The 20,004-nt window shown below is 60.4% G+C and carries 19 protein-coding genes; 11 read left to right on the top strand and 8 right to left on the bottom strand.

The window, feature by feature from the left end; genetic code table 11:
* Window positions 1–47: 47 nt before the first annotated feature.
* Genes BSL82_RS10925 through BSL82_RS10915 form a run of 3 tightly spaced genes read left to right on the top strand, consistent with a single transcriptional unit; the run spans window position 48 to window position 3,332 of the window.
* The gene (locus BSL82_RS10925; RefSeq protein ID WP_083579159.1) at window positions 48–1,337 is read left to right on the top strand and encodes an MFS transporter; all 1,290 of its coding nucleotides are present in this window, start codon (window positions 48–50) and stop codon (window positions 1,335–1,337) included.
* 29 nt (window positions 1,338–1,366) lie between these two features.
* A complete protein-coding gene (locus BSL82_RS10920) occupies window positions 1,367–2,377 on the top strand; it encodes an NAD(P)-dependent oxidoreductase (protein WP_072597553.1) in 1,011 nt (336 codons plus the stop codon).
* A gap of 19 nt (window positions 2,378–2,396) precedes the next feature.
* Complete coding sequence (locus BSL82_RS10915; protein ID WP_072597552.1) at window positions 2,397–3,332, top strand: SDR family oxidoreductase; 936 nt, start codon at window positions 2,397–2,399, stop codon at window positions 3,330–3,332.
* A gap of 94 nt (window positions 3,333–3,426) precedes the next feature.
* Here BSL82_RS10915 and BSL82_RS10910 read toward each other — a convergent pair whose 3' ends face one another.
* Window positions 3,427–4,461: an NADP-dependent oxidoreductase gene (locus tag BSL82_RS10910; protein WP_072597551.1), complete on the bottom strand. Its 1,035-nt coding sequence runs from the start codon at window positions 4,459–4,461 to the stop codon at window positions 3,427–3,429.
* A gap of 131 nt (window positions 4,462–4,592) precedes the next feature.
* Between BSL82_RS10910 and BSL82_RS10905 the strand changes: the two genes are divergently transcribed.
* Entirely contained in the window at window positions 4,593–5,045 is a 453-nt protein-coding gene (locus BSL82_RS10905) for a nuclear transport factor 2 family protein (protein WP_072597550.1), read from the top strand.
* Window positions 5,046–5,497: 452 nt separating this feature from the next.
* Here BSL82_RS10905 and istB read toward each other — a convergent pair whose 3' ends face one another.
* Together istB and istA are read right to left on the bottom strand one after the other, a co-directional pair.
* Window positions 5,498–6,265 carry an IS21-like element ISSsp5 family helper ATPase IstB gene (gene istB / locus BSL82_RS10895; RefSeq protein ID WP_007686288.1) on the bottom strand — a complete coding sequence of 256 codons (768 nt, stop codon included), beginning with the start codon at window positions 6,263–6,265 and terminating at the stop codon, window positions 5,498–5,500.
* Window positions 6,262–7,755 carry an IS21 family transposase gene (gene istA / locus BSL82_RS10890; RefSeq protein ID WP_083579292.1) on the bottom strand — a complete coding sequence of 498 codons (1,494 nt, stop codon included), beginning with the start codon at window positions 7,753–7,755 and terminating at the stop codon, window positions 6,262–6,264. The genes istB and istA overlap by 4 nt, the downstream gene beginning before the upstream one ends.
* Between istA and BSL82_RS10885 the strand changes: the two genes are divergently transcribed.
* From BSL82_RS10885 to BSL82_RS10870, 4 genes are all read left to right on the top strand, one after another.
* Window positions 7,705–8,463, top strand: coding sequence for a TonB-dependent receptor domain-containing protein (locus BSL82_RS10885; RefSeq protein WP_162274397.1), 759 nt, complete (start codon window positions 7,705–7,707; stop codon window positions 8,461–8,463). The two genes, istA and BSL82_RS10885, sit on opposite strands and share 51 nt — an antisense overlap.
* Window positions 8,464–8,601: 138 nt before the next feature.
* On the top strand, window positions 8,602–9,447 hold the full coding sequence (locus tag BSL82_RS10880) for an SDR family oxidoreductase (protein ID WP_072597547.1): 846 nt from the start codon (window positions 8,602–8,604) through the stop codon (window positions 9,445–9,447).
* A gap of 57 nt (window positions 9,448–9,504) precedes the next feature.
* Entirely contained in the window at window positions 9,505–10,359 is an 855-nt protein-coding gene (locus BSL82_RS10875; protein ID WP_072597546.1) for a beta-keto acid cleavage family enzyme, read from the top strand.
* 126 nt (window positions 10,360–10,485) lie between these two features.
* Complete coding sequence (locus tag BSL82_RS10870) at window positions 10,486–11,586, top strand: LLM class flavin-dependent oxidoreductase (RefSeq protein ID WP_158010830.1); 1,101 nt, start codon at window positions 10,486–10,488, stop codon at window positions 11,584–11,586.
* A gap of 52 nt (window positions 11,587–11,638) precedes the next feature.
* On the opposite strand, the gene BSL82_RS10865 is transcribed toward BSL82_RS10870, so the two are convergent.
* Complete coding sequence (locus BSL82_RS10865; RefSeq protein WP_072597545.1) at window positions 11,639–12,586, bottom strand: aldo/keto reductase; 948 nt, start codon at window positions 12,584–12,586, stop codon at window positions 11,639–11,641.
* Between the two features lie 537 nt (window positions 12,587–13,123).
* Between BSL82_RS10865 and BSL82_RS10860 the strand changes: the two genes are divergently transcribed.
* Both BSL82_RS10860 and BSL82_RS10855 read left to right on the top strand, forming a co-directional pair.
* The gene (locus tag BSL82_RS10860) at window positions 13,124–14,182 is read left to right on the top strand and encodes an NADPH:quinone oxidoreductase family protein (RefSeq protein WP_226998433.1); all 1,059 of its coding nucleotides are present in this window, start codon (window positions 13,124–13,126) and stop codon (window positions 14,180–14,182) included.
* Window positions 14,179–15,387 (top strand): acyl-CoA dehydrogenase family protein, encoded by a 1,209-nt coding sequence (locus BSL82_RS10855; RefSeq protein WP_226998700.1) that lies wholly within the window; start codon window positions 14,179–14,181, stop codon window positions 15,385–15,387. Before BSL82_RS10860 ends, BSL82_RS10855 begins: the two co-directional genes overlap by 4 nt.
* Here BSL82_RS10855 and BSL82_RS10850 read toward each other — a convergent pair.
* Together BSL82_RS10850 and BSL82_RS10845 are read right to left on the bottom strand one after the other, a co-directional pair.
* Window positions 15,379–15,747 (bottom strand): IS5/IS1182 family transposase, encoded by a 369-nt coding sequence (locus BSL82_RS10850; RefSeq protein ID WP_072597543.1) that lies wholly within the window; start codon window positions 15,745–15,747, stop codon window positions 15,379–15,381. The genes BSL82_RS10855 and BSL82_RS10850 overlap by 9 nt on opposite strands.
* A 14-nt stretch (window positions 15,748–15,761) precedes the next feature.
* The gene (locus BSL82_RS10845; protein WP_072597542.1) at window positions 15,762–16,643 is read right to left on the bottom strand and encodes a helix-turn-helix transcriptional regulator; all 882 of its coding nucleotides are present in this window, start codon (window positions 16,641–16,643) and stop codon (window positions 15,762–15,764) included.
* 103 nt (window positions 16,644–16,746) lie between these two features.
* Between BSL82_RS10845 and BSL82_RS10840 the strand changes: the two genes are divergently transcribed.
* Window positions 16,747–17,628, top strand: coding sequence for an SDR family oxidoreductase (locus BSL82_RS10840; RefSeq protein ID WP_072597541.1), 882 nt, complete (start codon window positions 16,747–16,749; stop codon window positions 17,626–17,628).
* A 43-nt stretch (window positions 17,629–17,671) separates the two neighbouring features.
* Here BSL82_RS10840 and BSL82_RS10835 read toward each other — a convergent pair whose 3' ends face one another.
* Together BSL82_RS10835 and BSL82_RS10830 are read right to left on the bottom strand one after the other, a co-directional pair.
* Window positions 17,672–18,970: a cytochrome P450 gene (locus BSL82_RS10835; RefSeq protein ID WP_072597540.1), complete on the bottom strand. Its 1,299-nt coding sequence runs from the start codon at window positions 18,968–18,970 to the stop codon at window positions 17,672–17,674.
* A gap of 264 nt (window positions 18,971–19,234) precedes the next feature.
* Window positions 19,235–19,891, bottom strand: coding sequence for a TetR/AcrR family transcriptional regulator (locus tag BSL82_RS10830; RefSeq protein WP_072597539.1), 657 nt, complete (start codon window positions 19,889–19,891; stop codon window positions 19,235–19,237).
* Between the last annotated feature and the right edge of the window lie 113 nt (window positions 19,892–20,004).

Raw genomic sequence — 20,004 nt, 5'->3', positions numbered from 1 at the left:
GTCCCTACAGGCGTTTGCAGACCTTTTTTCATGTTGGAGACGCCTAGATGGAGTTAAGTGCGACGTCTGAGGTGAGGCGACCTTGGTGGACCCTGACCCTCCTGGTTTTTTTGCTTATCATGTCCTTGATGGACCGAATAATCCTCTCGCTCCTGGTGCAGCCGCTTCGCGATACGTTCCAGATCAGCGATGTCCAGTTTGGGCTTCTATTCGGCACGTCATTTGCGATATTGTACGGACTTCTCGGTTTTCCTGCCGCGCGGCTCGCCGATACGAAAAATCGAAAGCGCCTGGTTTTTTGTGGAGCGATTCTGTGGGCCGGATGCACCGCAGCTTCGGGCTTCGCCCAGAGCTATGAACAGCTCCTTCTGCTTCGCGCGGGTCTGGCGATTGGTGAGGCAACGATTTTTCCTGCGGCGCATTCGCTCGTCTCAGATCTCTTTCCTCGAGAACGGCGGTCGTTGGCTGCCAGCGTAGTTGCAGCCGCACCTTTTCTGGGAACGGCCGTCACTTACATGGGAGGAGGGGTGCTCATACAGGCGATCGACAGCTTCGTTGCGGGAGGTGGAGGTCACGGTCTCGAGACCTGGCGGATCACGTTGATCGTGGTTTCATTGCCAACAATCGTCTTCGGTATCCTTTTTGCAACGACCGTCGTCGAACCGTTACGTCGCCGGGAAGTTGCAATCATCGGGGGCAAGCCCGCAACCGCTGACCTGAAGAGTATGGTTCCGTTCATCCTCCCGCTCGTTATCGGAGCGGGTGCGCCGATGATCCTTGCGGCGGGCTATGCGGCCTGGGCGCCCGAGACCTTGATGACCGAATATGGCCTGTCGCTGAGCAGCGCCGGGGCCTGGTTTGGCGTCGTCGCAGCGGTCGGGCCCGTCGTCGGCTCGATTCTCTTGCCTGCGTTGGTGAATCGGCAGAGAGGTCGGCCCTTCGTTGAAGCCTTGCTGCTTGTTTGCACTGCTGCTGTAGTCATCGGCACCGCGATTTTCATTGCTTCGCCGCTTCAATCGTCCGCTTGGATCCTGCTGTCCGGATATCTCGTGGGCTCGATTCTGCTGTTCGGAGTCTACAGCACCGTTATTGTCAGCATGCAGTTCATCGCGCCGGAGGGAGTGCGAGCGACGCTTGTTGCCTGCACGACCTTCATAGGGTCGGGCCTGGCATTGAGCATCGGGCCACCTCTCGTCGGGTTCCTCAAGGAAAACGTCAGTGGCGGATACACCAATGCCCTCGTGTGGACTGCGATCTTGTCCGGTTTGATATCGCTTGCGGCACTGGCGGTCGCTCGCAAGACTGCCCGGTCGTGGCAGGGCCCCGACGGCCGTTGAGGTTGCCTGTAGTTATGAAGGAGAAACGAATGCCCGCGTTGGTGTTGATCGCCGGGCCGGAGTCTATCGGTGATTTGCTTGGCGAAATGGCCAGTGCTGTCGTCAGTTCCGGCTACAGGGCGACAGTTACGCACCAGCCAATCCTGGAACAGGCGCCGGATGTGCTACGTGATGTTGAGGCGCTCATATCTGTGGTGACGCCCGTGGGCGAGGATGAGTTGGCGGCGCTCCCCAATGCGCGCGCGGTCATTTCGCCCATCATCGGCTATGACTGGATAGATGTCGAAGCCGCTACCGCGCGCGGCGTCTTGGTCGCCAACGGTGAGGCGTCCGAAAATTTCGAGAGCATGGCGGAAGCAACGATCATGCTCATGCTCGTCTCGCTGTATGATCTCAGATCCGCGGAAAATCAGCTCCGCGAGATGCGACCGCGACCGCGCGGTCCCATGTCGGCGCGGATGGTCAAGGGCAAGACGATCGGAATCATAGGCTATGGCAACATTTCCCGGGCGATCATCCGCAGGTTGGCAGGGTGGGATGCCCGGATCGTCGTCTCGACACGCGCGCCCGACAAGAGCAGCCAGGGTGTTGCTTTTGTGGGGCTCGACCAACTTCTCGAGGAGAGCGACGTCGTCATCATGATGACAAGCCTCACGCCCGAAAGCAAAAATCTGCTGGACGCCGAGCGACTGCGCAAGCTCAAGCCAGGATGCATTTTCATCAATACCGCCCGGGGTGAACTGGTTGATGAAGCGGAACTGTGCCGTCAGATCCAGGAGGGGCGGATTTCGCGTGCGGCCCTGGACGTTTTCAGCGAGGAGCCACTCGGTCCCGACAACCCGCTCCGCGACCTCTCCAACACCATCTTGACCGATCACATCGTCGGTCACACGCGCGAGATGTACGAGGCCATACCTCGTATTGCGGCGACGAACGTCAATGACGTGATGGACGGAACCGTGCCCTCGCGCACGCGCAACGCTGAGGTGATCGCTCGCTGGGCATCCAGATGGGGCTCCCGCGCCAAGACGCCGGGCTGAGGTAATCCGGGAGATAGTGATGACGACGTCCGCAGGCAAAGTACTGATTTTCGGGGCCAGCGGCCACATTGGCGGCCCTGTCGCCCGCTTCATGCGATACAAGGGTTGGCGCGAGAGGTTGAGACTCGCGACCAGCAGCGCCGCGAAACTTGATCAGCTCAAGGCGAGCTTCCCCGACTGCGAAACCGTGGTCGCGGACTATCTCGACCTCGACAGCCTGAATGACGCCCTCAAGGGCGTGCGGACAGTATTTGTCATCACACCGGATTTTATCGACGAGCCGGTCGCGATGAGCAATCTGATAGAAGCTGTGAAGCGCGTTCCGGATTTTCGGCAGATCGTACGCATTCTGGGCGATCCGCCCAATATGTCCTTCAATAAGGTGCCTGATATCGTTCGCGCCTTCGGACGTGGCACAGCGATTCAGCACCTTCAGGCTAAGGAGGTCCTGGAGCAGAGCGACCTTCCGGTGACATATCTGAATATCGCATCCTACTTGATGGATGACCTCGTTCGCTGGAGCGGGCCGATAAAATCCAGGCGCACGCTTGCCATGCCTTTCAATCGACATACAACGTGGATCGACCCGGGCGATCTTGGGGAAGCAGCGGCGCGAATAATCATGACTGAAGGCGACGGCCACCTTCAACAGCTCTACCATTTGAACAATGGTAATGATTACGTTTTATTTTCCGAAATTGCCGAAATGATCAGTGATGTTCTGCAAGAACGTGTGGAGTATAGTGACTCTGTGGCATTTTGGGATGAGGTGCTGGGCGCTCGCTATGTCGGCCTATTTGGGAAAGACGCCGACGAGTATTACAAACAATATTATGCATTTGAGCAGAAGTTTCAGTTCGCCTTTCACAGATCCGACATTCTCGAACGTATCCTTGGTCGAAAGCCCAAGACGTTGCGCGCCTGGATTGAGCAGAACGGCGCTCTTCTCGTCTAGAGCGGCGCAGGTGGTTCAGATTTAACGCACGCCGCTCTAGCTGTGAGCTTTCGGCAAGGTTGTTCTGATCCAGGCGGAGACGGTGTCCATTGCCTCAATGCAGTGCATGGGCGTCCTCATCGATCAGCCCAAGCAGAGTTCCCTGGTTCGTGCCGTCAAACAGTGCGTTGAAATGCAACGGGAGGTTCTCGAATCCAACCCGTATGTCTTGGCGAGCGACGATAGCTCCAGAGCGTATCCAGGGGATTATATCAGCCAGCGCTTCCGGCACCGCGCTCTTGTAATCACCAAACAGGAAGCCCTGTAGCCTGACACTGCCATATATGACCCGCATCATATTGGTGAAAGCGGGAATGACATCCTGATCATTGTATCCCGCAATTTGCCCGCAAAGAACGATGCGACCAAACTTCGCCATATTATCTACGGCAGCCTGGAGCACATCTCCTCCGACATTATCGAAGAAGATGTCGACTCCGGTTGGACAGAGTGCCCGAAGAGCAGAACTTACGTCTTGCGAACGATAATCGATGACGTCATCGAGCCTGCACTGATCACGAAGCCATGCGCACTTCTCCGCGCCGCCGGCGATGCCGATCACCCTGCACCCCTGGATGCGGCCGATCTGGGCCGCGACCGACCCCGTCGAACCGGCGGCGCCGGACACGACCAGGACGTCTCCGGGACAAGGTCGGCCGATCCGCATCAGCCCGAAATAGGCGGTCAGACTATTCAACCCAAATGGGCCAAGGGCCTCCACAGCACTTATGCCATCGGCAATGATCTGCGGCGCCGACACCGTGTCGATGATGTCATACTCGCTCCAGCAGCTCATGGCTGTAATACGCGAACCGACGGGATAGCGTGGATCGAGTGACTCAACGATCCGCCCTGCAGCGAGCGTCTTCACGGGAGATCCCAGCGGAATGATCTCATGCAAACTGTCGCTGCGGGCAGACATCCAGTTTCGCATGGTCGGCGCGTACAGAAAGAGCAAATTGCGTACGCGCACTTGCCCGGGCTGCAGCGGACGCCTGTCCTCGTCTCCAGGTGTCAGTTCAACATCTTCAACCCGCAACAATCCCTCGGGTCTGCGAACAAGCCGCCATTGGCGGTTCTGGCTATCCATTTTTCCCTCCACAACCGCCCTTTCCAAGGCTCCAGCAATATGACCCGACATATAGGCCGTTTCGCTTGGGGTGGACACCAATTGAGGGTGTAGTTGCTTCCTGCATAAACAAAAAACAGAGAGGAATACGCATGACTCAGCCCGATCCAAGGCTGGCTGACCGGGCCGCTATCATGGACTTGAACGCCTATTTTGCGTGGCTGATCGACCATAGAGACGGGCATGGGGTCCCGGGCCTTTTTGTGCCTGCTGGCCGTTACGGATATGAGGGCTTCTGGTGCGAAGGCATCGATGAGATCGAGGATTTCTACGAGCGGCGCCGGCGGCCCGGCACTCGCAAGTCCCGGCATGTATTCACGAATGTCTGGGTGAGGTTCGAGGGCCATGATAAGGCCGTGAGCCAATCTATACTTTCGCTCTATGCAACCGATGGAGATCCAGAGGCGAGTGCTCACCCCATCAGTATCCTTGACTATACGGATACGCTCGTCAAGCAGCCGGATGGGTCCTGGCGCTTTTTCGAGCGCCGCGTAACGCCCGCATTCGGGCACATGCCTCGAATAATGGAGCGGAATAGTGCCTAGTACTCGATGGTTGATATATTGTACCTAACAAGACGTTAAATAATATATCTGGGAAGATGCAGCTAAAATCGATGGTCGTAACGAAGTCACGGTATCGGTTGGGTCTCGGTTTTTCTGGGTTTGATCTATACACAAATTGAGTCAGGGGTGTCATGGCAGATTATGGCGTGAGGGAAGAGGCATCATCGTCGGCGATGCTGCAGAACGTGCGAGCGCTCCTGGGCGAGATCGCGTCAAGGGCTGAAGCATGCGAAGACGCGCGCGTGGTCCCGGTCGAGAGTATACGGGCGCTGCGCGATGCCGGTTTTCTCGGGGGGTTCAAGCCGGCGTGTCAACGGCGGAGCAAAAGTCGGCCATTCGGCGGCGTAAAACCAGGCCATCGTGTTACATGCCGGGGGGAGTGGCGTGAGGGCGTAGCCCGAGGGCCACTCCCCCCGGCATTGGTGTAATTTTCAGGGTCTGGTTTTGGCCTTGCGGGCCCGGCTGTGCGCGAGGCGATAGCTTTCGCCGTTCATCTCGAGGATGCTGACGTGATGGGTCAGGCGATCGAGGAGCGCGCCTGTGAGACGCTCAGATCCGAAGGTTTCGGTCCATTCGTCGAAGGGCAGGTTGCTGGTGATGAAGGTGGAGCCGCGTTCGTAACGCTGGGAGATCAGCTCGAACAACAGTTCGGCGCCGGTCTTGGAGAGCGGCACAAAGCCCAGTTCGTCGATGATGAGCAGCTTGTATCCGGCCATCTGCTTCTGGAAGCGCAGAAGACGGCGCTCGTCGCGGGCCTCCATCATTTCGCTGACCAGCGCTGCCGCGGTGGTGAAGCCCACCGACAGTCCTTTCTGGCATGCTGCCAGTCCGAGCCCCAACGCTACGTGCGTCTTTCCGGTGCCTGATGGCCCCAGAGCGATGGCGTTCTCACGCCGCTCGATCCACTCGCAGCGCGCCATCTCGAGCACCTGCATCTTGTTGAGCCTGGGGATGGCGGCGAAGTCGAAGCTGTCGAGGCTTTTGACGGCGGGGAAGCGCGCGGCCTTGATGCGCCGCTCGACCATGCGACGCTCCCTGTCGATCATTTCCATCTCGACGAGGCGGGCGAGGAAGCGGATATGATCGACGCCTTCAGCGGCACATTGCCGCGCGAGCTTGTGATGCTCACGCAGGCACGTAGGCAGCTTGAGCGCCTTGAGATGGTGAGCGAGAAGGATCTCCGGGGCCTGATCGCTCATGCGGCCTCCTGCCGGTCGGAGAGCAGGCTCAGATAGGCTCTGGCAAAGGTCTTCTCGACCGTGGTGCGTGGCAGGAAGGGATAGACGTCCAGGTCCAGCCTGGGCGGTACGCGTTCGATCCGGCACAGGACGAGGTGCTTGACGGCATCGAAGCCGATGGCGCCAAGATCGATGGCCTGTTCGACCGCCGCCTGGAGATCGGCGAGGGTGAACGTTTCCAGCAGGCGCAGTACCTGCACATATTCGCGCTTGCCATGTTTGTGCATGCGCCCTTCCATCAACCGCTGCAGTGTCGTGAACGCTTCGGGCAGGTCCCAGCCCTGCAAAGGCGCAGCCTGGTCGAATGCGTTGATCTTCTGCTCGATCAGCGGGAGATAATGGAGCGGGTCGAAGACAACCTCCTCGCGGGCATAGCAACGAGGATGACGGGCGATGACTTCGCTGCGGCAGCCGATCACCACCTCATCGACATAGGCCCTGATCCAGACCTCCTGATGGCCCCAGGCCACCGGAACCGAATAATCGTTGGTCCTGTAGCGCACCAGGGATTGCGAGGAGACCCGCCCGCCTTTCTGATCGCAGGCCTCGAAGGGTGTAGCGGGCAGAGGCTGCATGGCCGCGAGATCGCGTTCCAAGCGCTCACCGATCGTCTCGCTCTGCCCGCGCACCTTGTCCTGCTGGCGCTTGCGGCATTGCTCCTCCAGCCACAGGTTGAACGCCTCCCAGGTCGGGAACTTCGGGATCGGCACCATGAAGTTGCGCCGGCAATAGCCTACCAGCCCCTCCACATTGCCTTTCTCGTTCCCCTTGCCCGGGCGAGCATAGCGGTCGCGGATCACGTAATGTGACAGGAAAGCGCTGAACAGCGTGGCACGCTGCCGCGTGCCGTCGGGCAGGATCTTCGCCACAAGGCAGCGATCGTTGTCATAGACGATCGAGCGCGGTACCGCGCCGAAAAACGCGAAGGCATGCACGTGTCCGTCCACCCAGGCCTCCGCCACCGCCGCCGGATAGGCCCGCACATAGCAGGCATCACTGTGCGGCAGATCGAGCGCGAAGAAGTAGGCCTTCTGCTCCACCCCGCCGATCTCCACCAGCGCTTCCCCGAAATCGGCCTGCGCATCTCCCGCAGGGTGCGCCAGCGGCACGAACATCTCCCGGCTGCGCTGTTCGCGCTCCCGGATGTAATCCTTGATGATCGTATAGCCGCCGGTGAAACCATGCTCGGTGCGCAAACGGTCGAATACCCGCTTCGCCGTATGGCGTTGCTTGCGCGGGACACTGCGGTCACCCTCAAGCCATCCATCAATGATCGCCACAAACCCGTCCAGCTTCGGGCGCTGCGGTACGGACTGGCGCCGGTAACCCGGCGGCGATGAAAACGACAGCATCTTGCGTACCGTATCGCGCGACACATTGAAACGCTTCGCCGCCGCCCGTTGGCTCATGCCATCCGCGCAAGCCAGACGGACCTGAAGATAAAGTTCCACGCTGTAGATCCCCACACCTCCCTGACTCGGCAGAAAGGCTTCAAGGTGGACGACTTTTACGCCGCCCGCAGCAGGACTATCCCGCCGCTACCGTGGTCGAATATTGCTCCGCCGTTCTCAGGCGCCGCATTCTATTATGATTATCGCGATAAGCAGCTCATCGGCTGGGCCAACACGGCCTTTGGTCCCCTTCCGCAACTGGTTAATATTCCCAAGTCGCGGGTGGTGGGCGCAGAACTCGAGATCACGGCTCAGCCCGTCGATGGATTGCGCGTAATCGCAGGCGTGACCTATATCGACTCGAAGGTAAAGAACGACCCGGCCCTACCGCTCGATTCGTTCGGTCAAGCTGCTTCATATGTCGGCGAGAGCTTCCCGAACACGCCCAAGTGGAATGGCCTCGTCGACGCGGAATACAGCTTCCCGATGACAGGCCAGCTCAATGCTTTCTTTGGAGGCTCGGCAACCTTCCGGACAAAGACGAGTTCGTTCTTCGGCGGGCTGCCCGACTTCAGAATGCCGGGCTACAGCTTGTTCGACGTTCGCGCCGGGTTCGAGAGCGAGGATGGTGTCTGGCGCGTGCAGGCATATGGCCGGAACATCACGAACAAGTGGTATTGGGTCAATGTCGGCGTGGAGACCGATGCGATCCATCGCGCACCGGGCATGGGGGCAACTTATGGCCTGGGGCTCAGTTACCGCTATTGACTTGACGCTTGCATAATCGGGGGGAGGGCGGACAGCGCAACTGTTCGCCCTTTTCCATCACGAGCACTTGATCGGCAAGGTTGTAGCATCGGCCACTGCTCCTCGCCCTTCAGTCAATTCGGGAACGTGGAGAGGATGATGAAAGATTTCAGGGACAGAGTCGCTGTCGTCACAGGTGCCGCATCGGGCATTGGGCTTGGGATCGCCAGTTCGCTTGTAAAGCGGGGCGTGGCAGTCGTCATGATCGACGTAGAGGCCACCACACTCGAAGCCGCCGCGGCGAAGCTTTCTGCAGATGGCGCGCACGTCATGCCCCTGCTCGTTGACGTATCCGACCGCAAGGCGATGTACAGCGCTGCAGACCAGATCCGGAGCGTGTTCGGCCGACTTGACATCGTCGTGAATAATGCTGGTGTCGTCTACAATTCGAAACCTCTGCACGAGATACCTGACGAAGCCATCGACTGGTGTATCAACGTCAACATCCATGGCGTGCTGAACGGCATAAAGGCGTTTGTCCCGATTGTGGTTGAAGCGGGAAATGGCGGTCATGTTGTCAACACGGGCTCGATCGGTGGGTTTCAGGTCCGAAAGAGCGAGCATTGGCATCAGGGGCTGTACGCTGCGACGAAATACGCCGTAACGGCATTGTCCGAGGGACTCCGGCTCGATCTTGAGCATCTCGGTATCGGCGTGTCCGTCCTCGCACCTTCGGCGGTATCCACCAATATCGGCACGTCGGACCGGAATCGACCGGAGCGCTACGGCGGTCCGACACGGGGAAGTCTGGATCCCCAGGTCGATCAAATGCTTCGGACCACGGGCGTCGACCCTGACATGGTCGGCGAGCGCGTCGTGCACGCGATCATCGGCAACGAGGCCTACATCTTTACCCATATGGACGTTCGGGAATGGATCGAAGCACGACATCGCGAGATCGAGACGGCGTTCGACGCAACCCAGAAGTTCTTGGCGGCGCGGTAGCGCGCACCCCGCCACTATGCGGCTAAGAATGGGCGGTTTGTTCACCGAGGAGCGCCGATGACCGGACAAGACAGGATTTGGCTCGAAGTGGCGCTCAACGGCGGTTGGGGCAGGGAACGCCAACCCTTGATTCCGGTCCGGGTCGACGATCTCATCTCGGAGGGTATAAGCTGCGCGCGCGCGGGCGCAGCGATCGTGCATTTCCATGCTTATGACGACAACGGCGTTCCGAGCGATGACCCTGGCATCTACGCCGCAGTAATTGAAGGCATACGATCGGAGGTAGACGCGATCGTTTACCCGACGATCGCCTTTGAGGGCGACGATCGTTATGTTTTCGTGGAGGCGCTTGCACGTCAGGGCCTCCTCGAATGGGCCTCACTCGACACGGGTTCGCTGAATCTAAGTCGGTTCAGCGATATCGCCTCCGGAAAGATCGGCTCGATCTATATCAACGACGAGCGTGGGATGAAGCGCGGCCTTGATCTGGCGACGGAATTCGGCTTCCACCCGTCCTTCGCATGCTATGAACCCGGCTTCATCCGGCTTGGTGCGGCGCTACAGGCTGTGCATCGGGAAGTGCCCCAGCCAATATACAGATTGATGTTTTCCAACGGAATGTCATTCGGATTCCCGCCGAAGCGCTACGCGCTTGATGCCTATCGGACACTCCTGCAGTCGGAGGTGCCAGGCGCGCCGGTCATGATCGCCGGACTGGACGTCGATGTGTCGGAGCTTATGGCTGACGCCGTCGACGCCGGGATTCACATAAGAGTCGGACTCGAAGACGCACCGCTCTTCAATCGCAATACCAATGTCCAGCTCGTCGAAGCGGCTGCTGCAAAGATACAGCGCCCGACCGCGACCGCCGCAGAGGTCCGGCTGGCTCTCCGGTCGAGGCCTGCCGGATAAAGGTGCCCCGGCCGCCACGAACGGCTGCAAAAGCCTGCGCGTGTGCTCCCGCTCCGTTTCACCGCCGGAGCAGGAAAATCGACGGGCGTCCGTAAGAACAGGCTGATAAACGAGGCTACGAGAGTAATGCACCAAGGGAATGCCTTCAAGCTCGGCACCTTCGCTTCCAATTGCGCGAGCGGGCTGACGATTACGAAGCACCCGGATCGCTGGTCCGGTAGCTGGGAAGATAATCTGCGCCTGGCCAGAATGCTTGATGAAGCGGGCATCGATTTCATGCTGCCGATCGCGCGCTGGCTTGGCTTCGGAGGGGAGACGAACTTCCACGGCCGGGTTCTCGAGACGATGACATGGTCCGCCGGCTTGCTGGCCGTCACCAGGAACATCAGCATCGTTGCGACCATGCATACGGTGGCGACACACCCCCTCGTTCTTGCCAGACAAATTGCGACCATTGACGAAATCGGTCGCGGACGTGCCGGGCTCAATATCGTCGCGGGCTGGAACGACCCGGAATATAGAGCGCTCGGTCTCCGGCTTCCCAAGGATCACGAGACCCGCTACGCCTACGCCCAGGAATGGTTCGAGATCGTCGAGAGACTCTGGAGCAGCTCCAAGCCCTTTGATTATAACGGAAAGTTCTTCCAGCTTGAGGGGGCCTACTGCGATCCCAGGCCCGTCCATGGCCGGCCACTTATCATCAACGCCGCAGGGTCCAGCCAGGGTCGTGAGTTCGCCCTCCGCAATGCCGACATGTTGTTCACACCCGTAATCGAACTCGCGCGCTCGGCGCGAGAGGTCTCGGACCTGAAACAACTGGCTTCCCAGGCCGGGCGGACGATCGATGTGCTAACAGGCTGTCATATTGTTTGCCGGCCGACAGAGAAGGAGGCGCGAGACTACGCCGCGCAATTCATGGGTGATATGGTCGACAACGAAGCGGTCGACCAGCTCATACGCCTGCAGTTTGCTCATGCGCAGTCGATTCCGCACGACGCCTTGGCGCTTATCCGTGACAGAATGGCGATGGGGCACGGAGCTTATCCCCTGATCGGCACCCCGGAACAGGTTACCGAAGGTCTGATCGAGATCCATCGCGCCGGCTTCAGCGGCAGCACATTCAGCTTCTTCGACTATAATGATGATTTCCCCTATTTCCGCGACACTGTATTGCCAAACCTCGTCCAGGCTGGCCTGCGTGAAGCGCAACCTCATGCGTTCGCGTAACAGGGAGCTTTTTGTGGAGCGATATGCGCGGGCTGAAATCAGCGGTCGATGATCAGCGACTGGCGTCGTCCAACAACTGCATCGCTTCTGAACCAAGTGTAAGGTGGGCCGCCTTTATCAACTCTCCCAGTTGGTCGACGCTGCTCGCGCTAACGATTGGGGCGGTTATCGCCGGCCGCGACATCAGCCATGCGAGCGCAACCGCCGTCGGGCTCGTGTCATATTCCGACGCCACGCGATCCAGCGCCTCGAGAACCTTCAACCCGCGCGCGTCGAGATATTGCGCAACCCCGGCGCCACGTGCGTGACGCGCGAGATCGTCTGGTGTCCGGTACTTGCCGGTCAGAAAACCACTCGCGAGTGAGTAATAGGGTATTACGCCAACCTGACGAGAGAGGCAGAGCTGCTGAAGCTTCTCCTCGAAAGTGGCTCGTTCCATCAAGTTATAAAGCGGCTGTACCGTAGTATAGGAGGCGAGCCCATTGAGTTTGCTGCAATCAAGCGCTTCTTCAAATCTCTCTGCACTGTAATTCGAAGCGCCTATGGCGCGAACCTTTCCGGCTTCAATCAAGTCGGAGAACGCGCCATGGGTTTCCTCAAGGGGGATGCTGGTATCGTCAGTGTGGGATTGGTAGAGGTCGATATAGTCCGTCTTCAGTCTGCGAAGAGACTCGTCGACGGCCGTCTTGATGTAGTTCGCGGACAAACCGCTCTTCCCGTCACCCATGCTCCCGCCGACTTTGGTCGCGATAACAACGCGATCTCTAACGCCGCGCGATTTAAGCCAGTGCCCGATAATATCCTCGGATTCGCCGCCGACATTCCCAGGCACCCAGTTTGAGTACATGTCTGCCGTGTCGATAAAATTGTACCCGGCGTCTAAAAGGGCATCGAGCAGGGAAAATGACTCTGTCTGGTTTGCAGTCCAGCCGAAGACATTGCCGCCAAAGCATAGAGGCGGCACCTTGAGGCCTGAACCACCCAGATTACGCTGTTCCATAGGATGCTCCCATCTTTCTCGCTAAAGAGGCGGCGACGCCGCGCCCGCATTTCAGTCTCGGCTTTCGGAGGCTTGGCAGCACGTTTCTGCACGGCAATAGTTTCTGCCGCGATTTACATGAGCGTCAACCGCGGCGGCGGAAGTCATCATGCCGCTAATTCAGAACGTAATCTTCTGCAACATTGGGGTTCACTCCTATGGCCCGCAAAATCTTCAGCAGGTAGCGAACTGCTACTCGCGATCATTTCCGGTTGGTATACACCCGGCTCCGGCTCAGGGAAATTGACGAGTTATGGTGACCTTGGCCGCCGTCAGCGATCAATTCCGCCATGCAACGGGTCGGTTGGTGCTCTCGCCAGCCTCGTCTGCAGGAAATCCAGGTGATCGACATAGGTACTCGGACGCGCATTATCGGGCAGGCAGAAAGAATTGTTAACGACGAGGGCATCTCGCCGCTAATATGGCTTGATGGTGGATTTGCCACGGCAGTGAGGCAAGTATGAACGTGGATCGTCGGGTTGCAAGCGCATGCCCAACATGCCGTCGTTGGACGCTGATTGGCGGCAGCCGGTGACCGGCGGGGTCGAAGCCGCCGTGATGACGGCGTTGCTCAGCGATGCGCCCGGCAAGGCCGACAGTCTGCGGGTGGGAACAGTGCCCCGGCCTAGCCCCGGGGCGGGCCAGGTCCGGCTGAAGGTCGCCGTAGCGGGGCTCAATTTCCCCGACGCGCTGATCATCGAGGACCGCTACCAGATCCGTCCGCCGAGGCCCTTCTCGCCGGGGATCGAGGTCGCCGGCATTGTCGACGAAGTCGGGGAGGGCGTCGATGCGGCGCTGGTTGACCAGCGCGCGGTGGCGTTCGTACCCTATGGCGGGATCGCCGAATATGTTGTCGCCGATGTTCATCTGACGGCGCCGATCGCCGCCGGGCTCGACGATGCCATCGCCGCATCGCTGGTCGTGACCTATGGCACGGTGTGGCACGCGCTCGCGGATCGCGCGCGCCTGCAGCCGGGCGAGAAGATGCTGGTGACGGGTGCCTCGGGTGGTGTCGGCCAGGCCGCGGTGCTGCTCGGCAAGGCGCTCGGCGCGGTCGTGGTGGCTGCTGCATCGTCGGCCGAGAAGGCCGAGGCGGCGCGCGCCTTGGGGGCGGACGAGGCCTTTGTCTATCCGGCCGAAGGCGGGGACAAGGCGTCTCTGACCAAATTGTTCAAGGAACAGGCGGGTGACCGGCTGTTCGATGTGGTATGCGATCCGGTTGGCGGGCTTTACGGCACCGCCGCGCTTCGGGCGCTTGCATGGGGCGGGCGTCAGCTGGTGCTCGGCTTCGCGGCTGGCCTGCCCGAATATGCGGCGAACATCGTGCTGCTCAAGTCGGCGGACGTCGTCGGCGTGAGCTGGGGTGAGACGGTGGGCCGGGTGCCTGGCCTGTTCGCGCAGCATATGAGCGCCCTGTTTGGCCTGATGGAAGGCGGTCGGCTCGCCCCGCCTGCGCCGCGCGTGGTGCCGCTCGAGCAGGCTGCAGACCGCATCGCGGCAATGGCGAACCGGCAGGCTGTCGGCAAGACCGTCGTAGCCATCGACCAACGGGCCTGAGCAATTTGGCTGCCGCTCGTCCAGACGAGGATGCCGTCGCGCTTGCGGCGCGGGTGGAAGCCTTCGTGCGCGAGCAGATCATACCCTATGAGAGCGATGCGCGACGCGATAGCCATGGTCCGCTCGACAGCCTCGTCGCCGAAATGCGCGACAAGGCGCGCGCCGCGGGCCTGCTGACGCCGCATATCCGCGCCGACGGTAGCCACCTGAGCCAGCGGGCTACCGCACGGGTCCTCCAGGCTTCCGGCCTGTCTCCGCTCGGCCCGCTGGCTCTCAACACCGCCGCGCCCGACGAGGGCAATATGTTGCTGCTGGGCAGCGTGGCAACGGCCGCGCAGAAGGCGCATTTCCTCGCCCCCATGGTCGCCGGCAACGCCCGTTCCGCCTTCCTGATGACCGAGCCTGCTGCCGAGGGCGGCGCGGGATCCGATCCTTCAATGCTGCAAACCGTGGCGGTGCAGCAGGGTGACGAGTGGGTTATCTCCGGCCGCAAGGCCTTCGCCACCGGCTTTGCGGGGGCGAAGATCGCGATCATCATGGCGCGCACCGATGACGGATCAGGAGGGATCGCGGCGACGATGTTCCTGGTGGACCTGCCTGATCCCGCGATCCGGATCGACCGCATCCCCCACACCATCGACAGCTCGATGCCGGGCGGGCACGCGATCGTGACGATTGACGGCCTGCGCGTGCCGGTGGCGAATATCCTGGGAGAGCCCCATGCCGGCTTCAAATATGCGCAGGTCCGCCTGTCGCCGGCGCGTCTGTCGCACTGCATGCGCTGGTTGGGGAGCGCCATGCGCGCGCAGGAGATCGCCTCCAACTATGCCTGCCGCCGCGAGGCCTTCGGCAAGAAGCTGGTCGATCATGAAGGCGTCGGCTTCATGCTCGCGGAAAACCTGATCGACCTGAAGCAGGCCGAGTTGATGATCGACTGGTGCGCCGATGTGCTCGATGGCGGCTCGCTGGGCACAGTCGAAAGCTCGATGGCCAAGGTTGCGGTGTCGGAGGCGCTCTACCGGGTCGCCGACCGCTGCATCCAGGTGATGGGCGGCACCGGCGTGTCGGGCGATACGGTGGTCGAGCAGATATTCCGCGAGATCCGCGCGTTCCGCATCTATGACGGCCCGACCGAAGTCCACAAATGGTCGCTCGCCAAGAAGATCAAGCGCGACCATGCTAGGACGGATCGACATTCAGCGTAGCCAGTCCATTGCGGCGGCGAGGAATGCGAAGCCTATGAAATGGATTGTGCGGCGTTCGTAGCGCGTGGCGAAGCGACGGCAGTGCTTGAGGTGGTTGAAGCATTGCTCGATGCGACTGCGCTGTTTGTAGACAATGGCGTCGTGCGGGAAGACGACCTTGGGGGTGCGGTTTGAAGGGATCACGGCGATAGCGCCTATTTGGGCGATGATGGCGCGCAAGACATTGCTGTCATATGCTTTGTCGGCCAGCACCGCACCGCCTGTCTGTCCTTCGAGCAGGGCAGGAGATTGGGTGACGTCGCCCACCTGGCCTGCGGTGACGATGAAGCGCAGCGGTCGGCCCAGCGCGTCGGCGAGCATGTGGATTTTGGTGGTCAGTCCACCTCGGGAGCGCCCCAGCGCCTACCGCAATGATCCGGCATTGCCGCTGTCGCAGCGATGCAGGGCGCGGCAAGCGCCCGGATCCGGGTCGCGTCGTCGGCCGAGAGGGGTGTATACACCAGCAAGGTGAGATCCGGCCGGCCATGGACAGCGAACGCTGAAAATTCGAGTGCGATCTTGCCGAGTTGAGGGTGGCGCAGGCGCTTCAGACCCTCGCAGGCGCTGTGTACCTCGCTGTCGCCCCACATTGCAGCAAAGTCGGGGCTTTTCGCGCACAGCTCGTCCACCAGCGGCTGCACGGTCGCAGCCGCGCCGGCGCGCGCGGCGTCGCCCCGGAAGACCCCGACTATGAACCGCGCGACGCTCTCCCAGTCGAAATCGGCCGCGCGTGTCTCGGGATCGAGGAAGATCAGGCGGAGAAGATTACGCTCCGCCGGTGGCAGCGCACCGTAGTCAGTGAATACGGCGGCGGCGGCCCGGTTCCAGGCGACCACGTCCCAGGCGGCGGTCCGGATCATAGCTGGGCAGGCGTCCAGCGCGTCGAGCACGCGCTGCAGCCGCGGCGTCGCCCCGCCCGGCGGCTGGTAACGGACTTCCGGCGGCCGGCCGAGCCCCAGCAGGAACACGTGTTCGCGCTCTGCCTCCGTCAACATGAGGGCGTCGGCGAGCCGATCCAGCGCATGGGCGGAGGGCGCGCCGCCGCGACCCTGCTCCAGCCAGCTGTACCAAGTGGCGCTGATTCCGGCACGCTGCGCCACCTCCTCGCGCCGTAGGCCGGGTGTGCGCCGCCGGCCGCCGGCATAGCCCAGAGCTACTGGGTCGAGACGGGTGCGGCGTTCGCGGAGATAGGCACCAAGCGGGTTGTCGCAGGGCATAAAGGGATGGAGCCTGTTGGGGATTATACCAGGATAAGCTCTCAACTTTACACCAGAGATGCTCCCCCCGACAACCGTCGGCGTACTATCAGGAGATTTTGCGATGCGCGTGTTCGTGACGGGCGGCACCGGTTGGGTGGGCCATGAGGTAGTGGATGACTTGCTGGACAGCGGGCACCAGGTGCTCGGCCTGGCACGGTCAGAGAACTCGGCGAACGCGCTCACCGCAAAGGGCGTGGAAGTGCTGCGCGGCACCCTTGACGACCTTGACCGGCTCACCGAGGCGGCCGGCAACTCCGATGCGGTCATCCACCTCGCTTTCGACCATGATTTCTCGAGGTTTGTCGAGAATGCCGAGCAGGAACGGCGGGCGATCGAGGCGATGGGCAAGGCGTTGGTCGGGACGGACAAGCGAATCCTCATCACCGCCGGGCTGGCGCTGCTCACCCCTGGCCGGGTCGTGACGGAGGCGGACATGCCGCCACCTTTCGATCCCAACTTTCCCAGATTGAACGAGGTCGCGGCGGCTGCGCTCGCCGAGCGGGGTGTAAGGGTCGGCTCGGTCCGGCTCGCCCCCACGGTTCACGGGATCGGTGACCAACTCTTCCTGGCAATCCTGGCGGGGCTGGCGCGCCAAACCGGCGTATCGGCTTACATAGGCGACGGCACCAATCGCTGGCCTGCGGTGCATGTGTCTGACGCCGGCCGGCTCTATCGCTTGGCGCTGGAAGCGGGGGCGCCGGCTCGCTTCTATCATGCGTGTGCTGAAGACGGGGTCCCGTTCCGCGCGATTGCCGAGGCGATCGGTCGCGCGCTCGACCTGCCGGCCGAGGCGCGCCCGCCGGAGCATTTCGGCGCTCTGGCACCTTTCGCCGCAGCCGATGCTCCCGCATCAAGCGCTCGCACGCGCGAAACCACCGGCTGGAGGCCGACTGGGCCGACTTTGCTCGCCGACCTGGCCCAGCCGGCCTATTTTGCCAGATAGGCTCAAGCGCGCTGCACTCTGGACTAACTTCATCCGAAATGCGTCAGGACATCGTAAATTTGATAGGCATTCGTTTGATCGCGCTAACGTTGATCGACCTCGATCGCTCGACATGGCCGGTAAGCTCAACCGAGTTCACGCGCCGAAAAAACTCTTCGAAGAATATCCGCATCTCAAGTCGTCCCAAATGTTGACCGAGGCAAATATGTGGGCCGTATCCAAACCCGATCTGGGGGTTTGGCGTGCGGTTCGCTTTGAAGACGAAAGGTTCCTCGAAGACGTCCTCGTCGCGATTGGCGGATGGGTATGACAGCATCAACCAGTCCCCCTTGCGAATGGTCTGGTCCCGCAAGGTATAATCACGCTCGGCTGTCCGCATGAAGCTGAGCAGAGGCGACGTCCATCGGACACATTCCTCGACCAGTGCGGGAATGAGCGAGCGATCGTTCTTCATCATGGTGAACTGGTCAGGCGCAGCCGCCAACGCGGCAACCCCGCCAGCTGTCGATGAGCTGGTCGTATCGTGCCCGGCCGTCAATATCGCGATATACTGACTCGCCACGTCCCAGTCCGGCAAAAGTTTATCGTCCACCCTGGCATTGGCGATCAGTGATGCAATATCATCGGTGGGGTTAGCTCTTCGCGCCTTGATAAGGTCGCTGAAAAACTGGTTGAATTCGGCAAGCGCACCGAGATCATATGAACTTGCCTCGCTCTCGTCGACGTCCGAGCGCGTCTTGCTCATGTCGGGATCCTGCGGATTGAAGACCTCCTGCGTAAGCCGCAGCATCATATCCTCGTCTTCACGCGGCAGACCCATAAGCGAGAGAATCACTCGTAGCGGATAACGGAGGGCTACACTCTCGGCAAAGTCACACGAGCTTCCTTGTGCGGCCATTTCGTCAATGGACTCAACGGCAAGCGCCCGGATACTTTCCTCAAGACCGCGAATGCCTTTGGGTGTAAAGTTCTTGAACGTCAGCCGACGATAGACAGAATGTTCTGGCGCATCCATCGTGACAAGCGCTCTAATAAACGGAACCTCATCGCGAGTCTCGAGATATTGCCTTTCCGCGGATTGGCTCAGAAGCGCACAGCGATGGTCGTTATTGGAGAAAATCAGGGGCTGCCGACTGATCTCCATAAGGTCGGCATGCTTGGTGACCAGCCAAAATGGATCGAAGCCGGGGGCCTCCACCAGGCCAAGGGGGAGAGTCTTTCGCAACTCGGTGAACGCTTCATGGATAGCGTCCCAGTCTGCATATGCAGCCGGACTCACCACCTGCTTTGCGATATGCGCTGGAACTACGGCTGAATCGGAGATCAGGTGCTTGCTGGCCATGATCTGCTTCCTCTCCCCATTGATTATATTTAAATTCTGTCAGTCATTCGAATGATTGTCAAGGCGTGTAGATTGAGGGGAAGATTTGGCCAGGGTCGGGATCATCCACATCGACGCTCAACGGCGTGCGGGACATCGGCTCGCCAGAGGCAAACCGGTCCACCGCCGCAGATTTTTCGAGGGTTCCGATTTGTGAGAAGGCGGCGGCGCCATGGCGGAGGCGGCTAATCGCCTCTACAGGGCTGAAGGTATCTGGCGCCAGCGTTAGGGGTGGTGCGGATCACAAAGCCGTTCAAACACCATTGCGGCGATTTCGGTTACGTCCTCAATCATCGCGTCGATTTTCTGCTTGTTCAGTGCTTCGGGCTTCAACTGGATAGGCATTGCAGCAGCGATGCTCACGCAAGCGCGCAGCACTTCCTCGATGCGATTTCGAGGGACCGCAGGGAACATCCTGCTCAATTGCTCGACATACTGTTCACGTAGCTCTTGAAGCTGCGCCTCCATTGCCTCCATGCCGATGTCGGCATGGGCGAGTTGGGCGACGACGATACGAAGATAGCTATGGCCGCGTTTGGTATCTGCGTCACTTAGGAGCGGAGCAAGATAGGACCGAAGCAGGTATCGCAGGCGCTCGGCGAAGCTTCCTCCTGGGGGGAGGGCTTGCAGATTGGCAAGCCGCTCGGCTTGGCTCCGTTGAAGGAAATCATCAATAACTGCGAGGTAGAGCGCCTCTTTCGAGCCGAAATAATAGTGCGCGGCCCCTGGGTTGACGCCGACTTCCCGCTGGATGGCGCGTTGGCTGGCGCCCAGGAGGCCATGCTCTGCAAAATGGAAGGCGGCTACCGCAATCAACTTGTCGCGAACGGATGTGTTATCGATGGCATCCTGTTCAGGCTGTTCTTGGGCATTTTTCAACATTGCGCGGTGATGCCACAATCAAACGCTCGACGCAATCAACTGAAGGGTCGAACCCATCGCGCGCAAGAGGCCTCCGTCGTATGCGATGCCCCTTTGACATTCATCTGATTGAT

Origin of the sequence: Tardibacter chloracetimidivorans, from assembly GCF_001890385.1 — a bacterium.
Classification (GTDB): Bacteria; Pseudomonadota; Alphaproteobacteria; order Sphingomonadales; family Sphingomonadaceae; genus Tardibacter; species Tardibacter chloracetimidivorans.
The sequence above is the reverse complement of the archived record's forward strand: the minus strand, read 5'-3'. Positions and strand labels throughout refer to the sequence as shown.

Coding starts and splice junctions, on each gene's coding strand:
- BSL82_RS10925 (WP_083579159.1), top strand. CDS start 48: ATGGAGTTAAGTGCGACGTCTGAGGTGAGGCGACCTTGGTGGACCCTG.
- BSL82_RS10920 (WP_072597553.1), top strand. CDS start 1,367: ATGCCCGCGTTGGTGTTGATCGCCGGGCCGGAGTCTATCGGTGATTTG.
- BSL82_RS10915 (WP_072597552.1), top strand. CDS start 2,397: ATGACGACGTCCGCAGGCAAAGTACTGATTTTCGGGGCCAGCGGCCAC.
- BSL82_RS10910 (WP_072597551.1), bottom strand. CDS start 4,461: ATGGATAGCCAGAACCGCCAATGGCGGCTTGTTCGCAGACCCGAGGGA.
- BSL82_RS10905 (WP_072597550.1), top strand. CDS start 4,593: ATGACTCAGCCCGATCCAAGGCTGGCTGACCGGGCCGCTATCATGGAC.
- istB (WP_007686288.1), bottom strand. CDS start 6,265: ATGAGCGATCAGGCCCCGGAGATCCTTCTCGCTCACCATCTCAAGGCG.
- BSL82_RS10880 (WP_072597547.1), top strand. CDS start 8,602: ATGAAAGATTTCAGGGACAGAGTCGCTGTCGTCACAGGTGCCGCATCG.
- BSL82_RS10875 (WP_072597546.1), top strand. CDS start 9,505: ATGACCGGACAAGACAGGATTTGGCTCGAAGTGGCGCTCAACGGCGGT.
- BSL82_RS10870 (WP_158010830.1), top strand. CDS start 10,486: ATGCACCAAGGGAATGCCTTCAAGCTCGGCACCTTCGCTTCCAATTGC.
- BSL82_RS10865 (WP_072597545.1), bottom strand. CDS start 12,586: ATGGAACAGCGTAATCTGGGTGGTTCAGGCCTCAAGGTGCCGCCTCTA.
- BSL82_RS10860 (WP_226998433.1), top strand. CDS start 13,124: ATGCCGTCGTTGGACGCTGATTGGCGGCAGCCGGTGACCGGCGGGGTC.
- BSL82_RS10850 (WP_072597543.1), bottom strand. CDS start 15,747: ATGCTCGCCGACGCGCTGGGCCGACCGCTGCGCTTCATCGTCACCGCA.
- BSL82_RS10845 (WP_072597542.1), bottom strand. CDS start 16,643: ATGCCCTGCGACAACCCGCTTGGTGCCTATCTCCGCGAACGCCGCACC.
- BSL82_RS10840 (WP_072597541.1), top strand. CDS start 16,747: ATGCGCGTGTTCGTGACGGGCGGCACCGGTTGGGTGGGCCATGAGGTA.
- BSL82_RS10835 (WP_072597540.1), bottom strand. CDS start 18,970: ATGGCCAGCAAGCACCTGATCTCCGATTCAGCCGTAGTTCCAGCGCAT.
- BSL82_RS10830 (WP_072597539.1), bottom strand. CDS start 19,891: ATGTTGAAAAATGCCCAAGAACAGCCTGAACAGGATGCCATCGATAAC.